The organism is Alicyclobacillus sendaiensis NBRC 100866 (assembly GCF_001552675.1).
Classification (GTDB): Bacteria; Bacillota; Bacilli; order Alicyclobacillales; family Alicyclobacillaceae; genus Alicyclobacillus; species Alicyclobacillus sendaiensis.
Genome location: NZ_BCRQ01000021.1, coordinates 1 through 15,341, shown reverse-complemented (window position 1 = coordinate 15,341; position 15,341 = coordinate 1). Strand labels below are relative to the sequence as shown.

The 15,341-nt window shown below is 63.9% G+C and carries 16 protein-coding genes; 14 read left to right on the top strand and 2 right to left on the bottom strand.

What is annotated here, in order from left to right; genetic code table 11:
* Positions 1-16 precede the first annotated feature (16 nt).
* The 6 genes from rlmN to spoVM all read left to right on the top strand — a co-directional run bounded on the left by rlmN (position 17) and on the right by spoVM (position 5,612).
* Entirely contained in the window at positions 17-1,063 is a 1,047-nt protein-coding gene (gene rlmN, locus AS26_RS05970; RefSeq protein ID WP_062307186.1) for a dual-specificity RNA methyltransferase RlmN, read from the top strand.
* Between the two features lie 49 nt (positions 1,064-1,112).
* Positions 1,113-1,874, top strand: coding sequence for a Stp1/IreP family PP2C-type Ser/Thr phosphatase (locus AS26_RS05965; RefSeq protein ID WP_062307185.1), 762 nt, complete (start codon positions 1,113-1,115; stop codon positions 1,872-1,874).
* Entirely contained in the window at positions 1,871-3,823 is a 1,953-nt protein-coding gene (gene pknB / locus AS26_RS05960) for a Stk1 family PASTA domain-containing Ser/Thr kinase (protein ID WP_062307182.1), read from the top strand. The genes AS26_RS05965 and pknB overlap by 4 nt, the downstream gene beginning before the upstream one ends.
* 11 nt (positions 3,824-3,834) lie before the next feature.
* Positions 3,835-4,710, top strand: a complete 876-nt coding sequence (rsgA, locus tag AS26_RS05955; protein ID WP_062307178.1) for a ribosome small subunit-dependent GTPase A — start codon at positions 3,835-3,837, stop codon at positions 4,708-4,710.
* Positions 4,710-5,375, top strand: coding sequence for a ribulose-phosphate 3-epimerase (gene rpe, locus AS26_RS05950; RefSeq protein WP_062307176.1), 666 nt, complete (start codon positions 4,710-4,712; stop codon positions 5,373-5,375). The genes rsgA and rpe overlap by 1 nt, the downstream gene beginning before the upstream one ends.
* A gap of 153 nt (positions 5,376-5,528) precedes the next feature.
* A complete protein-coding gene (gene spoVM / locus AS26_RS14195) occupies positions 5,529-5,612 on the top strand; it encodes a stage V sporulation protein SpoVM (RefSeq protein ID WP_035469379.1) in 84 nt (27 codons plus the stop codon).
* Between the two features lie 83 nt (positions 5,613-5,695).
* Here spoVM and rpmB read toward each other — a convergent pair whose 3' ends face one another.
* Complete coding sequence (gene rpmB, locus AS26_RS05940) at positions 5,696-5,887, bottom strand: 50S ribosomal protein L28 (protein WP_008340512.1); 192 nt, start codon at positions 5,885-5,887, stop codon at positions 5,696-5,698.
* Positions 5,888-6,075: 188 nt separating this feature from the next.
* Here rpmB and recG point away from each other — a divergent pair, with 188 nt between their 5' ends.
* The 5 genes from recG to AS26_RS05915 all read left to right on the top strand — a co-directional run bounded on the left by recG (position 6,076) and on the right by AS26_RS05915 (position 11,715).
* Positions 6,076-8,109: an ATP-dependent DNA helicase RecG gene (recG, locus tag AS26_RS05935; protein ID WP_062307229.1), complete on the top strand. Its 2,034-nt coding sequence runs from the start codon at positions 6,076-6,078 to the stop codon at positions 8,107-8,109.
* Between the two features lie 85 nt (positions 8,110-8,194).
* Entirely contained in the window at positions 8,195-8,392 is a 198-nt protein-coding gene (locus AS26_RS05930; RefSeq protein ID WP_062307173.1) for an alpha/beta-type small acid-soluble spore protein, read from the top strand.
* Between the two features lie 134 nt (positions 8,393-8,526).
* The gene (gene asd / locus AS26_RS05925) at positions 8,527-9,315 is read left to right on the top strand and encodes an archaetidylserine decarboxylase (protein WP_062307171.1); all 789 of its coding nucleotides are present in this window, start codon (positions 8,527-8,529) and stop codon (positions 9,313-9,315) included.
* A 91-nt stretch (positions 9,316-9,406) separates the two neighbouring features.
* On the top strand, positions 9,407-10,555 hold the full coding sequence (locus AS26_RS05920) for an NAD-dependent epimerase/dehydratase family protein (RefSeq protein ID WP_062307170.1): 1,149 nt from the start codon (positions 9,407-9,409) through the stop codon (positions 10,553-10,555).
* Positions 10,556-10,563: 8 nt separating this feature from the next.
* A complete protein-coding gene (locus AS26_RS05915) occupies positions 10,564-11,715 on the top strand; it encodes a glycosyltransferase family 4 protein (protein WP_174519921.1) in 1,152 nt (383 codons plus the stop codon).
* 16 nt (positions 11,716-11,731) lie between these two features.
* On the opposite strand, the gene AS26_RS05910 is transcribed toward AS26_RS05915, so the two are convergent.
* Positions 11,732-13,096 (bottom strand): amidase, encoded by a 1,365-nt coding sequence (locus AS26_RS05910; protein WP_062307165.1) that lies wholly within the window; start codon positions 13,094-13,096, stop codon positions 11,732-11,734.
* Between the two features lie 349 nt (positions 13,097-13,445).
* Between AS26_RS05910 and rsmD the strand changes: the two genes are divergently transcribed.
* Genes rsmD through AS26_RS05895 form a run of 3 tightly spaced genes read left to right on the top strand, consistent with a single transcriptional unit; the run spans position 13,446 to position 15,311 of the window.
* The gene (gene rsmD, locus AS26_RS05905) at positions 13,446-14,000 is read left to right on the top strand and encodes a 16S rRNA (guanine(966)-N(2))-methyltransferase RsmD (RefSeq protein ID WP_062307161.1); all 555 of its coding nucleotides are present in this window, start codon (positions 13,446-13,448) and stop codon (positions 13,998-14,000) included.
* An 11-nt stretch (positions 14,001-14,011) separates the two neighbouring features.
* On the top strand, positions 14,012-14,509 hold the full coding sequence (gene coaD, locus AS26_RS05900) for a pantetheine-phosphate adenylyltransferase (protein WP_062307160.1): 498 nt from the start codon (positions 14,012-14,014) through the stop codon (positions 14,507-14,509).
* The gene (locus tag AS26_RS05895) at positions 14,502-15,311 is read left to right on the top strand and encodes a patatin-like phospholipase family protein (RefSeq protein WP_062307157.1); all 810 of its coding nucleotides are present in this window, start codon (positions 14,502-14,504) and stop codon (positions 15,309-15,311) included. The genes coaD and AS26_RS05895 overlap by 8 nt, the downstream gene beginning before the upstream one ends.
* The last annotated feature ends 30 nt before the right edge of the window (positions 15,312-15,341 follow it).

The following is a 15,341-nucleotide window of genomic DNA, read 5'->3' as shown; positions in this document are numbered from 1 at the left end:
CCAGGGAGGTGACACGATGGTCCATCTGTACGATTTCACGCTCGAGGAGTTGCGCGACTGGGTGGTCCGTGAACTCGGCGAGCGCCCGTTTCGCGCCGTTCAGCTGTACGAGTGGATGTACCAAAAGCGCGCAACGTCGTTTGACGAAATGACCAATTTGCCGAAGGGGCTCCGTCAGCGCCTGAACGAAATAGCGTACTTGCGATCCGCCGAGCAGGTGGTGCGCCAAGACTCCAAGGTGGATCCCACGACGAAGTTTCTGCTCGCCTGGCCGGACGGCGTCACGGTCGAGTCGGTCCTGATGCGCCACGGTTACGGCAACAGCGTGTGCGTGTCGTCGCAGGTGGGGTGCAAGATGGGGTGCACGTTCTGCGCGTCCACGCTCGGGGGCATGATCCGCCACATGACCGCCGGGGAGATGGTGGAGCAGGTCATGCACAGCCAGGCGCTGTTGGACGAGGTGGGGCAGCGCGTGTCCTCGGTGGTGGTGATGGGCTCCGGAGAGCCGATGGACAACTACGATCAGGTCATGCGCTTCATCGACATCATCACGAACGAGCACGGTCTGAACATCGGACAACGCCACATCACGGTGTCCACGGTCGGGCTCGTCCCGGGCATCCGCCGCCTCGCCGAAGAAGGCCGCCAGATTACGCTGGCCGTGTCGCTGCATGCGCCGAACGACGCGATTCGCGGGCGCATGATGCCCGTCAACAAGGCGTACCCGATTGCCAAGTTGATGGAGGCATGTCATGATTACTATCGAAAAACCGGACGTCGGATCTCGTTCGAATACGCGCTGGTGGCGGGCGAAAACGATAGCCTCGAGTGCGCCAAGGAACTGGCGGAACTCGTCAAGGGCTTGCCCTGCCACGTGAACCTGATTCCGGTCAACTATGTGCCGGAGCGCGGTTATCGCCGAACGGACAGGAAGCAGATCTTCGCCTTTTGGCGCGCGCTGTTGGACGCGGGCGTGAACGCCACGATTCGCCGCGAGATGGGGCACGACATTGCGGCGGCGTGTGGACAGCTTCGCGCTCAGTATGCGAACCGGCAAGCCTGAGGCGGCCCATGCGCTCGATGAAGCTCGGTTCGGGAGTCGAGGTGTTGAGATGATTTACGCGGCGAAGTCTCATATCGGGCTGGTGCGCACCATGAATCAGGACGGCTATGCAGTCGTGGACGACTTGCCGGTTGGGGTCCTCTTCGTGGTAGCCGATGGCATGGGAGGACCTCAGGCCGGGGATGTAGCCAGCCGGATCGCCGTGGAACGGGTGAGCGAGTACGTCGCGCGCCATCTCTCGGCCGAGACGGACCCGAGGGAAGTCGTTTCTTCGGCCATCGCGTACGCGAATGAAGAGATCTACAGGCGAGCTTCGGCAGTCCCCGAATACGCAGGCATGGGAACCACCATCGTGTGCGCGCTCGCGCTCGCGGACAGGATGGTGGTGGCTCACGTGGGAGACAGCCGGGCGTACGCGTTAACCGGAGGCGAGTTCCGCCAGGTCACGGAAGATCACAGCCTCGTGGCGGAGTTGGTGCGGCGAGGCCACCTGTCTGCCTCGGAAGCCAGGAATCATCCGCAGCGCAACATCGTGACGAGATCGCTCGGCACGGAGCCCGTGAGCCTCCCGGATCTGACGGAGCTGCCGTGGGGAGAAGGCGATGTCCTGTTGCTCTGTTCGGATGGGCTTTCGAATCTGGTGGAGGACGATGAACTCCAGGGGTTCCTGGAGCAGGCGCGCGGTGCGCGGGCGCAGCAGGACGTGTCCGCGGCCGTGGACGCGATGATTGAACTTGCGCTCGACCGGGGCGGGACGGACAACGTCACCGCACTCGTCGCGGTGCATCGAGAGGAGGACACCATCGGATGACGGCGCGCGTGCTCGGGGGTCGTTACCGTCTCGAACAGAAAATCGGCGAAGGCGGCATGGCGGAAGTGTACCGCGCCATCGACACGCTCCTCGATCGCATGGTGGCTGTGAAGATGTTGCGCAGCCAGTACGCGGAGGATGAGGAGTTCGTTCGCCGCTTTCGTCAGGAGGCGCAAGCTGCTGCGCGCCTGTCCCATCCGAACATCGTCAACGTGTACGATGTGGGCGTCGAGGACGGCCAGCAGTACATCGTGATGGAGTACGTGGACGGTCCCACGCTGAAGGACGTGATCGTCGAGCGCGCGCCGCTCCCGGTCGAGGACGTGATCCGCATCAGCAAGCAGATCTGCTCGGCCTTGCAGCACGCGCACGAGTTAAACGTCGTTCACCGCGACATCAAGCCACACAACATTCTCCTGACGAAGAGCGGACAGGTGAAAGTCGCCGACTTTGGCATTGCCCGGGCCGCGACCGGTCAGACCATCGCTCGTCGGCAGGCGACGACGGTGCTCGGCTCGGTTCACTATTTCTCGCCTGAGCAGGCGAGAGGGGCTCCGACCGACGCGAAAAGCGACATCTATTCCCTCGGCGTCGTGATGTACGAGATGTTGACGGGCAAACTCCCGTTTGAGGGGGACTCGCCCGTGAGCGTCGCGCTCAAGCACCTGAGGGACCCATTCGTGGAGCCGCGCCAGCTGAACAAGGACATTCCGCAGAGCGTGGAGAACATCGTTCTGCGTTGCCTCGTCAAGGAGCCGGAAGGCCGCTACCCGAACATGGCCGCGGTGATGGCCGATCTCGACACCGCGCTTGCGCGCCCGAACGTCCCCAAGTTCGTCCCGTCGAACGGCATGGACGACAACACCATCGTGGTGCCCGCGATGGGGGATCGCCTGAGCGAGGCCCTGAAATCGGCGGAAGCTCAGGGCGGCCGTGAAGACGCGGGCGAAGCGCGCGCTTCCAAACCTCCGATGGCGCCGTGGAAGCGGGCGAGTCTGATTGCGGGCATTGTGGTGTTGTCCTTGGCGGCGCTCGGCCTCGGAGGCTATGCCGCCATCGTGATTGTGACGAGGCTCCTCACCGTGCCAAACGTCGAGTTGCCTTCCGTCGTCGGCAAGCCCGTCGCCTCGGCCGTGGCCACGCTGGAAGCGGCAGGCTTCTCCAGGCAGCAGATTCAAGAGAAGTTTGAGCCGAATCTCAAGGCCGCGTCCGGTATCGTGTATCAACAATCGCCTGCGGGCAACACGCAGGTCAAAAAGACACGAGACATTACGCTGTACGTGAGCCAGGGCGCGCCGAAGGTCGCGGTTCCCGATGTGACCAACGAGCCCGTTGATCAGGCGAAACAGGCGCTCGTGAGCGCGGGCTTCTCGGCCAACAACATCGTCGTACAGACGGAGACGAGCACGTCGGTTCCGTCCGGTGACGTGATCTCGAGCGATCCGGCGCCAGGGGTCCAGGTCCCCATCACCTCCAAGATCACGCTCACCGTGAGCCAGCAGCAATACGTGACGGTGCCCAAGCTCGTGGGCCTCACGCTTCAACAGGCGGAGGCGGCGATTCAGGCGGCTGGGCTGACCCTGGGAACGGTGACGCCGAGCGATCTCGTCAACCAGAATCCGCTGGTCTCCTACGCGTATCCTTACATTCAAGGGGATCAGGTGCCGGTGGGATCGACCATCAACCTGTACGTCGTGCCGAACCCCGCCTCCGTCCCACCGTCGAGTGGCACGGGCAACGCGACCGGAAATTCGGCAAACGGCGGGGCGCAAAATGAGACCGGCAATGCGTCGTCGACGTCGAACGGCAGCGGGGCCGACAATGGGGTGGCGGAGAACGGTGCCAGCGGTGCCCCAGCCAACGCGACGCTGACCACCACGCAGCCCTCGCCCAAGCCCCAGCCGCCTGGGCATGCGCCGTCCGGTCCAGGGAAGCACAAAGGGCTTTGAGGAGGAGCGCGGTGAGAGAAGGGCGTATCATTCGCGCCATCAGCGGCTTTTTTGACGTGTACGACGATGGCGAGGTCCGCCGTTGCCGAGCGCGCGGCGTGTTCAAGGTCAAGGGGACCACGGTCCTGGTGGGGGATTTTGTCCGCTATGAGCCCGTGGGGGCACAGGAAGGCATCATCCGCGAGGTGCTCCCTCGGCGCACGGAATTGATCCGCCCGCCTATCGCGAACGTCGATCACGTCGTTGTGGCGTGTTCCTTTGTGACGCCAGACCTCAATTTCTATATGCTGGACAAGACGCTGGTTCAGGCCAGCGTGTCGGGCGTGGAACCGACGATTGCGTTCACCAAGGCCGATTTGGTGCCGGCGGATCGCGCGGCGGCGACGGTCGACCTCTATCGCCGCCTCGGCTACGAGGCCATCGCCGTGGCGGCGAAACAGGGCGAAGGCGTGAACCTCCTTCGGGCGCGGCTGCAGGGGCGCGTGACGGTTCTCGCCGGACCGTCCGGCGCGGGCAAGTCGACGCTCGCCAACGCGCTTGCGCCGGGCATTTCGTTCAAAACCGGCGAGGTGAGCGAGAGGATTGGACGAGGTCGGCAGACCACGCGGCACGTGGAACTGGTGCGGCTGGACGACGTCACCTGGATGGCCGACGCCCCCGGATTCAGCCAGCTTCAGCTGCCCGTGGCGTCGCGCGAGGTGAGGCTCCACTTTCCGGAGTTCCGTCGTTTCGCGCAGGAATGTGCCTATCGGGATTGCCTCCATGTGGATGAAGACAACTGTGCGGTGAAACGGGCGGTCGAGGATGGCCGCCTTCCCGCCACTCGCTACACCTCCTACAGGCAGCTGTATGAGGAAGCGCGCGAACAGGAGTTGAACGCGTACTGATGAAAACGCCGGTCATTGCTCCTTCCATTCTGTCGTCGGACTTCGCCAGGCTGCGCGAAGAGGTCGACGAAGTCATCCGGGCTGGTTGCGACTGGATTCACATCGATGTGATGGACGGCCATTTTGTACCCAATCTCACCATCGGTCCTCCCGTGGTGAAGGCGCTGAGGCAACACTTCCAAGCGACGTTCGATGTGCACCTGATGGTGGAGTCGCCCGAGCGATGGATCCAAGCCTTTGTGGACGCGGGCGCCGACATGCTGACCGTGCACTATGAAGCGACCCCGCACGTCCATCGCGCGCTGCAGATGATTCGCGAGTGCGGCAGACGAGCGGGCCTCGCGCTCAATCCGGGGACGTCTCCGGATGGGTTGTCGTACCTTCTCGCCGACGTCGATCTCGTCCTCGTCATGACGGTAAATCCGGGCTTTGGCGGACAGTCGCTCGTGCCGAGCACGCTGGCCAAGGTCGCGGAAGTTCGGCGGATGTTGGACGACGCCGGCCGACACGACGTGCACGTGCAGGTGGACGGCGGCATTCACCCAGGCACCATCCGTCAGGCCCGAGACGCGGGCGCCGATGTGTTTGTCGCCGGATCGGCCGTGTTTGGCGAACCCAATCGCGCCCTCGCCATCGAGGCGCTGCGCGCGGCGCTTCGCGAGTAACGTGAATCGGTGAGCTCGTCCTGGCACATTTCGACAGAAGGCGCATATACATAGCTAGCGACAGACGCCTATGCCCTCGAGGCAGAGCGGGACTTGCGGCGGGTCAGACTCCGCTCCGACAATGGCGCAGGTTGTTCGAGGGGGGTAGAGGTCGTGAAGGTCTACACCATCAAATTGCCGCGCTTTCTGGGCGGAATTGTGAAGGCTGTGCTGAGCACGTTTACGAAGGACGAGTGAGGCGACATCAGAAGAGCACTCGCGTGAAACGTCCATACAAGGGCACAAAGAAAAAAGCACCAGAGAGGTGCTTTTTTCTTGTTTCAGATAGCGCGCTTCACCTTGCCTGCCTTGAGGCAGCGGGTGCAGACGCGGATGCGCTTCACCGAGCCGTCCACTTCGGCACGCACCGTCTGCAGGTTCGGATACCAGCGCCGCTTCGTCAGAATGTGGGAGTGGCTGATCTTGTTGCCGACTTGCGGCCCCCGGCCACACACTTCACAACGGCGAGCCATTTGCGCACCTCCATTCCTCGAATTGTATGGAAAGGAAGCCTCACGCATGGGCCAAAGCGTGACGAACCTCGCCTAGCTTAGCACATTCCCCGAGAATCCCGCAACCGTCCTTCCAGGCGTCTTTCCGGGTATAGTACAATGAGGAAGAGTTGTGCCGCCGCGGCGGCGTTCACGGGGAGGGCGGCGCGTTGTCGCTCAGATCGCTGTCCGTACGCGTCCTTCCGGGCGTGGGCCCGCAGAAGGAGCGAGCACTTGAAGCGCTGGGCATTCGAACCATCGACGACCTGTTGCACACGTATCCGTTTCGGTATGACGAGCGAGCAGACAAGCCTTTTCCTGAGTGGAGCGACGGGGATCGCGTCACGGCGCGCGCGGTCGTCGAGGGGCCTGTGCAGGTGAGGTGGCGCGGTTCCAAGTCCATCATGACCGCGCGCGTGCGCGTGGACGGCCAGTACCCGGTCGTCTGCCTTTGGTTTTCGCAGCATTACCTGCGCTCGAAGTTAACCGACGGGCGGCTCATCGTGGTCACCGGCAAGTGGAACGAAGCGATGCGCCGCCTCGTCGTGAGTGAGACATCCTTCGGCGGGGCCCAAGCGCCCGCTTGGGTACCCGTGTACCGCGCGAGCAAAGATCTGTCGTCGAAGGCCATCCACCAGCTGATCCTGAAGGCGCTGGAGCAGTACGCGGACGACATCCCGGAGTCGCTGCCGTATGCGCTCGTGCGCAAGTACCGGCTTTGGACGCACCGCGATGCGCTCTTCGGCATCCATCGGCCCACATCGCCCGAGGACGTGCGTCAGGCCCGGCGCCGGCTCGTGTTCGAGGAATTCCTTTTGTTCCAAATTCAGCTGCAGTGGCTTCGTTCGAAGCGCGAGGAGCCCGCAGGACGCGCGCAGCCCGTGCCGCGCGATGCGCTGGCGAGGTTCGAGGCCCTTCTCCCCAGCCCGATGACCAATGCGCAGCGGCAGGCGTGCGAGGACATCCTGCGAGACCTCGAGCGGCCTGTGCCCATGGCGCGGCTGATTCAGGGAGACGTCGGGTCGGGCAAGACGTGGGTGGCGCTTTTCGCCTGCTTCGCGGTTCACCTCGCCCGCGGTCAGTCGGCGCTCATGGCGCCCACCGAAATTCTCGCGGAACAGCACGCGAAGCTCGCGCGGCAGTTGCTCGAGCAAGCCGGTGTGCGCGTCGAGCTTCTGACGGGCTCGGTGACGGGGCGCGAGCGGGATCGCGTCTTGCAAGGTCTCGCCTCCGGGGACGTGTCGCTTGCCGTCGGCACGCACGCCCTTCTGTCGGAGGGCGTGGAGTTTCGCGATCTCGCCCTCCTCGTCACCGATGAGCAGCATCGGTTCGGTGTCGCACAGCGCGCGCGGTTGCGCGAGAAGGGCCGGGCGCCCGACGTTCTCATGCTGTCGGCGACCCCCATTCCGCGGACGCTGGCGCTCGCCATTTACGGCGACATGGATGTGTCCGTCCTGAACGAGTTACCGAAGGGCCGAAAGCCCATCCAGACCCTCGCGGTGCGGTCGAGCGAAGACGAGGCCGTCTTTCGCCTTATCCGCAGGGAGTTGGCACGCGGGCGCCAGGCCTACGTCGTCGCGCCGGCCATCGAGGCGGGCGATCGCGACGACGTTGCGTCCGTGACCGAGTTGTACGAGCGCGTGCGCGAACACCTGGCGGGATTTCGCGTGGAACTTTTGCACGGGCGCATGCCAAGCGCGGAGAAGGAGCGCATCATGCGCGCCTTTCGCGACGGAGACATCCACGCGCTCGTCGCGACCACCGTGATTGAGGTCGGCATCGACGTGCCGAATGCCACCGTGATGGCCATCTACGGCGCGGAGCGGTTCGGCTTGGCGCAACTGCATCAGCTCCGTGGGCGCGTCGGGCGCGGGCCGCATTCAAGCTACTGCCTGCTGATTCACGACGCATCGTCCGAGGCGGCCCGCGCGCGCATCGAGACCATGCTGCACACGAACGACGGGTTTGAGATCGCCGAGCGAGACCTGGAACTGCGCGGGCCCGGGGAGCTGTTCGGCCTGAAGCAGAGCGGCCTTCCCGAGTTCGCGTTGGGCGATCTCGCCCGCGATTATCGGATCATGGAGGTCGCGAGAGAGGAGGCGCTCGCGTTGATTCGGCGCGACGATTTTTGGTATGCCCCGTGGGCTATGGGCCTGCGGAACGCGCTCAAGGAGGCCATGGACAAGGTTTCGTATCGAGACTGATGGCCACCACGAGTGGATCGAAGTGACATCTATAATTCCACTTCCCCCGAACATACTACGGTACACCAGGGGGAGGTGAAGGGTGATGGCAAACCAAAGCGGCAGCAACAAGGTGCTCGTGCAAGGCGCCAACCGCGCGCTGGATCAGATGAAGTACGAGATCGCGACGGAGTTCGGCGTTCAGCTCGGCCCCGACACGACTGCCCGTCAAAATGGCTCGGTCGGGGGCGAGATCACCAAGCGCTTGGTGGCCTATGCCGAGCAACAGCTTGCGGGTCACTGACGGGTGTGACGACGAGGGTTGGCGTGAGCCAACCCTCGTCGCGTGATGAAGCGCCATCCCACGCACTATAATGGGACTTGACCGTGCAATGCATGTGAGAGGCGGGATGGCATATTCGTATAACGAGAGCGGCCTTGTACGCCTTTCCGAAACGCGCGTACACGTTTTGCCTCCGGCATTTTGTGGACTCTGAGATCAGTCGCAGGGCCATACCGTGGTTCATTCGTCACTACAACGTCGAGCTTCGCGAGATTGCGAAAGACCTGTCTGACTACCGAACCCTCGGCGAGTTCTTTACTCGCCAGCTGCGACTCGGCGCGCGGCCTATTGAAGACGGCATCACGTCGCCGACGGACGGACTCGTGCAGGAAGTGGGAGGCCTCGAGGGAGGCCGCCGCCTCTTTGTGAAAGGGTCGCTGTTCAACCTCAGGCAGTTGGTTCAGGATAATGGTCTTGCGGAGGAGTTGTCGGGCGGGCAGAGCGTGACGGTGTACCTGAGCCCGCGCGACTACCATCGCATCCACGCGCCGGTGGAGTGCGCGCCAGAGCAGGTGTGGAGGATTCCGGGATCGCTCTATCCGGTCAATCCGGCAGCCACGCGCGTCATGCCCGGCCTGCTGGCGAGAAATGAGCGAGTCGTGACGCGGTTTTCCTCGCCCTGGGGCCCGTTTGTCATGGTGATGGTGGGCGCCTGCGGAGTCGGCACCATTCGCCTTCGGTACGCCGTGAACCGAGGGCGGCAGTTGAACCTGATCCCTGGCCAAGCGTATCGAAGAGGTGAAGAAATCGGCCATTTCGCGCTCGGTTCGACCGTTTTGGTTCTTTTCCCGTCGTCTTGGGCCCTGGAGTGGTCGGTGGCCGTTGGCGATCATGTGCGCATGGGACAGAATCTAGCAAAGATAGCCATGGGTCAAAAGGGTTAGGAAGAACCTCGTACTTGCTGCACCGATCGAAAACTTGTACATTGGTAGGGAAGTCAGTAGTGCTAGCGGAATGTTGGGGTGAAGGCATAACGTGAAGATTATCATTGCTGGCGGTGACGGGTTTTGCGGATGGCCAACGGCGCTCCACTTCTCCGAGCGCGGACATGAGGTAGCCATCGTGGACAACTGCATCCGCCGCGAGTGGGACAAGGAACTCGGGACCCGCTCGCTGACGCCCATCGCCACGATTCAGGAGCGTCTGGCGGCTTGGAAAGAAATCACGGGCAAAGACATCAAGCTGTATTATGGCGATCTGCAGGATTACGCGTTTGTTCGCCACGTCTTCGAGGATTTCCAGCCGGAGGCGTTTGTCCACTTCGCGGAGCAGCGCTCGGCCCCGTACTCCATGATCGATCGCGATCACGCCGTGTTCACGCAGGTGAACAACGTGGTGGGGACGCTGAACGTCCTATTCGCCATCAAAGAGACGGTGCCGGACTGCCACCTCATCAAATTGGGAACAATGGGCGAATACGGAACCCCCAACATTGACATTGAAGAGGGGTACATTCGGATTCAGCACAAGGGCCGCGAGGACGTGCTGCCGTACCCGAAGCAGCCCTTCTCGTTCTACCACCTTTCGAAGGTGCACGACAGCCACAACATCATGTTCGCGTGCAAGGCGTGGGGCATCCGCGCGACGGATCTGAACCAAGGCGTGGTATATGGGCTGTGGACGGACGAGACGCGCCGAGACGAGCGCCTGTACAATCGCGTCGACTATGACGGCGTGTTCGGCACCGCGCTCAACCGGTTCTGCGTGCAGGCGGCGGTCGGCCACCCGCTCACGGTCTACGGAAAGGGCGGACAGACCCGCGCGTTCCTGGACATTCGAGACACGCTGCAGTGCATTGAACTTGCGGCGCTCCATCCGGCGGATCGCGGCGAATTTCGCGTCTTCAATCAGTTCACGGAGCAGTTCTCCGTGCTGCAACTCGCCGAGCGCGTGCAGAAGGTGGCCCGAGAGATGGGGCTCGAGGCGAACATCGAGCACCTGCCCAACCCGCGCGTCGAGAAAGAGGAGCATTATTACAACGCCGTCCACACGAAGCTTCTGGATCTCGGCCTGAAGCCGCACTATCTGTCGGACGAGCTCATCCGCGAGCTCATCGAGACGGCGACGCGGTATCGCGATCGCGTCGATTTCGACGTGATTCGCCCGAAAGTGACCTGGAGGTAACGGTGAGCATGAGGATCGCGATGTTTACGGAGACGTTTCTGCCGTCGACCGACGGAATTGTCACCAGGCTCTGTGCGACGCTCAAGTACTTGGAGCGCGAGGGCCACGAGGTGCTGCTGTTTGCCCCGTCGGGATCGCCGGAGACCTACGCTTCCGCAACCATCGTCGGGATCCCTGCGATGCCGTTCATCCTGTATCCGGAAAAACGGTACTCGTTGCCGCTGCCGCGAATCGGCAAACATCTGCGAGCATTTCGGCCGGATCTCATCCACGTGGTGAATCCGGCGTTTCTCGGCATCGGGGGCATCTACTACGCTTGGAAGTCCCATCTGCCGCTTGTCGCCTCGTATCACACCAACGTGCCGGCCTACGCTCGCCATTACAAGCTCGAGTTTCTCGAGCCTCTCCTGTGGTGGTACTTCCGGACGCTCCACAACCGGGCTCACCTCAACCTCGCCACGTCCCGCGCGACGCTGCGAGAGCTGGAGCGCCAGGGGTTTCAGAATCTGGAGCTCTGGGAGCGCGGCGTGGATGTGGCGCTGTTCCGAAACGCGCCGTACAGCGAGGAGATGCGCCGCCGCCTCGCGCCCGACGCCCAACCGGGCGATCGCGTCCTGTTGTACGTGGGGCGCTTGGCGTCCGAAAAGAATATCGAGCGCATGCGCCCGGTGTTGGACGCCATTCCGAACCTCTACCTGGCCATCGTGGGTGACGGCCCGCACCGCCCTGAACTCGAGCGCGTGTTTGCCGGGACGCGGACCCACTTTACCGGGTATCTCCACGGGGAAGCGTTGGCGCAAGCGTATCGCGCCGCAGACGCCTTCTTGTTTCCGTCGACGACCGAGACCCTCGGGCTGGTCTTGTTCGAGGCGATGGCCGCTGGGCTTCCCATCGTGGCCGCGGACAGCCCTCCCACGCGCGAGGTCCTCGAAGACGGGCGGGCGGGGTTCATCTTCGATCCGAATTCCACAGAGTCCCTGATTGCGATCGTCGATCTCGTGATGCGCGACGAGGCGAAGCGAGAGGCGGTTCGGCGGCGGGGACTGGCCATTGCGGAGGAGTTGGACTGGGAGGGACCGAGCAAACAATTGCTCGGTCACTACGAGCGCGTCCTGCAGTCGTTTGGCGTCGTCGCGGGCGCCGTCACCGGCACCCGCTGACGGCGCCTCACGCTTATTACGGGAGATGAGAGGCGATGTCCGCCTCGATGCGGCGGGCGATGCGGAGGAGTCGGCCGTCGGCATTGGGTTTCCCCACAATTTGAAGCCCCATCGGCAAGCCCGAAACTTGGCCGGCCGGGATGGAGATGGCCGGTGCCCCCGATAGGTTCCACGGGTTGGTGAATCGCGTAAGGAGCGGCCGCACGGCGCGCGCCTCTCCATGAATCCACACGGTCGTCTCCCCAATGCGCGGCGCCGGAATGGGCGTCGTCGGCAGCAGAATGCAATCGTACTGAGAGAACCAGCTGCGGACGGCATGCTGGAACCGGGCGCGGAAGCGCAAACTCTCCGCGTACGCCCACGTTTCCACGCGCGCACCGTCCTCCAGACGCTCCCGCACATCCGCGCCGTACGCGTCTTTGTGCTCCGCGAGCCACGTTCGATGCGTCGCGTACGCCTCGGCCCCCAAAATGTTGCTCTGGTGTCGGGCGATCTCGTCGGCGTCGAGCTCGATGGATCCTGCGAGTTCGATCATGCCGCGGCTCTGCAGGACGTGGACGAGGCTGTCAAACCACGCGGACACTTCGGGCGCGGCAAACCGGCTGACCAAGCCGGGAACAAGAGCGACCCGAAGGCGCAAAGCGGGAGGCGGCGGCGACAGCCATCGGTCCGGGTCGATGCCCGCCATCACCGCGGTGACGATGGCCGCATCCTCGACGCAGTTCGCCAGCGTCCCGACGTGATCGAGCGTCGGGGCGAGCGGAAGCACGCCGTCCGTGGGGACGAGGCCGTACGATGGCTTGAACCCGACGCAGCCGGTGAGCGCAGCTGGGATGCGAACGCTGCCTCCGGTGTCGGTGCCCACGCTGGCCTGCGCCATCCCGCCCACGACGGAGGCGGCGCTGCCGCCGCTGGAGCCGCCGGTGATCCGACTCGGATCGCGCGGGTTGCGCGCGGGGCCGAAGTGCGGGTTCTCGTTGGTCACGCCAAAGGCAAATTCGTGTAGGTGGGCTTTTCCGACGATGATCGCGTGGGCGCGCTGGAGCCTCGTCACGCACAGTGCGGTGCTATCCGGCACGTGCTCCCGAAAGCGGCCGTGCCCATAGGTGGTCGGCAGAAACGAGGTGTCGATGAGGTCCTTCACGCTGATGGGGATGCCCGCGAGCGGTCCGAGGCCTTCGGGAAACCGCTCGGCGAGTTGGTCAAGGGCATGCGCCTGCTGGCGGCTCATCTCGGTGGCCACGCACAGGAGCGCGTTCAATTTCCCGTTTTCGCGCTGGATGGCGCCAAGCCACTGCGCGAGCAGGGCCGAGGCGGAGAGGCCGCGGCCGAGACTTGCTACTTGCTGGCGAATGGTGGGGCTTATGATTGACAACGCCATCGCCTCCGTCCTCCAAAGCTCAACGTGCAAGAAACGTGCCTAGGACGATTATAGCGGACGCGCGCTGGGGTATGCGGGAAGGTGACCGGGTGAAGACGAAATGGGCCCCGCGCCGGGTTTGCGCGAGGCCCTGCGTCAGCATCGCCTGACGCGTTCTGGGAGAGGAGAAACCGGAGGAAGAGTGGATGGGGATCGCCTCTTCGCACTCGGTTGCCACAACAGCTGTCGCCGTTGTCGTTCACAGAATGTCCAAAACCAGGAACGGATATACGTCGCGTTGGCGCTCGCTTCGCGATGTGATACGTTGGTGCAGAGAACAGTGGCATGGTTTCCTGAGAGGAGAAGAGGCATGCGGATCATTGCGGGCAGATGGCGCGGCATCCCGCTCGAGTCGCCGAGGGGGAGCGCGGTTCGGCCCACGACGGACCGCGTGAAGGAGTCGATGTTCAATCTGATCCCGCATCAATTGGAGGGACTCGTCATCGACCTGTTCGCGGGGACGGGTGCGCTCGGCATCGAGGCGCTGAGCCGTGGCGCATCGAGGGCCATCTTTGTGGACAAGGATTCGCGTTCGGCGCGGCTCGTGCGGCGCAACCTGGACCGCGTCGGCGCCCTCTCGCAGGCGGAGGTTTGGGTAGTGGATTGGGCGCGCGCCCTTCGGCGCTTCGAGGCGTCGGAGGAGTCCGCCACCTACGTCTTCGTGGACCCGCCGTATGATGCGTGTCTGTGGGTGCCGGTGCTTCGCGCGCTGCCAGCCGCCCGCATTTTGGGGGGTGTCGTGTGCGAGCTGCCCGCCTCGCTTGACCTGCCCGACGAGGTGGGCGACTTTGTCCTCGACAAGGCGCGGCGGTACGGCGACATTGCGGTTCGGATTTACCGGAGCCGATTTGGCGTAGAGATATAGGAGGGGTCTTCATGCGCAAAGCTGTGTACCCTGGCACATTTGATCCCATCACGCTCGGGCACGTGGACGTGATCGCGCAGGTCGCGCCGCTCTTTGATGAACTCGTGGTCGCGGTGCTGCACAATCCGTCGAAGCGCCCATGGTTCGATCTCGACGAGCGGCTCGACATGATCCGGGAGGCCGTCCTTCCCTATCCCCACGTACGCGTGGACGCGTTCAGCGGCCTCTTGGTGGACTACTGCCGCTCGTCCGGCATTCTGTGCGTCGTGCGCGGCGTGCGCAATCACATCGACCTCCAGAACGAGATGGCCATGGCGCAAATGAACCGGGCGCTGTGCGAGGATCTCGTCACGCTCTTCGTCCCGACTTCGCCCGAGTGGTCCTTCGTGAGCTCGTCGCTCGTGAAGGACGTGGCGATGCACGGTGGCGATGTGTCGCGGTTCGTGACGCCGCGGGTGGCCGATGCCCTTGCCGAGCGCGCGGGGAGACTGGCGAATCGCCATGTCTGACGCGCGGCGCATGCGGGACAACGTCAAGGTGGGCGTCGCCCTCGGCTCTGGCGGCGCCAAGGGATTTGCCCATATCGGCGTGTTGCTCGCGCTCGCCGAGCACGGCGTCCCGGTGCACGCCATCGCCGGATCGAGCATGGGGGCGCTCGTGGCGGGCGTGTACGCGATGGGGGTGCCACCGCGGGTCATGCGCGCCCTCGCGGTTCACCTGAGGCGGCGGCATTGGCTCGATTTCACCGTCCCCAAGATGGGTTTCATCCAGGGCGAAAAGGTGCGCGCCGTGGTGGCCACCATGACCCGCCAGGGGACGTTCGCCGACACAGTCATTCCGCTCGCCATCGTGGCGACGGACCTCATCCAGCGCCGGTTGGTGGTGTTCCGATCGGGCCTCATCGCCGACGCCGTTCGGGCGAGCATTTCGATTCCCGGCGTGTTTGTTCCCGTCGTGCGCGATGGCGCCGTGTACGTCGACGGCGGGGTACTGGAGCGCGTCCCTGTGCAGGCGTGCTGGGATCTCGGCGTCGATCTCGTCATCGCCGTGGACGTCGGCGTGACCCCCAGAGGCACCCCGCCCACCTCGGCGATGGACGTGATCATGCAGAGCCTCGAGCTGATGCAGGAAGAAGCGCTGCGCACGCGCAACCGTGGAGCAAGCCTGACGCTCGTGCCGAAGGTGTCTCACATCGGGACGGCGCAGTTTCAGCGCGCAGCCGAGGCCATCGATCTCGGCTACCAGGCGGCGGTGGCGAATTTGGATCAGATCTGGGATGCCATTGACCGCGCGGGCGCCTTTGTGTCATAACAGCAGTGTCGGCGTCGGCTGGCGCGGCAG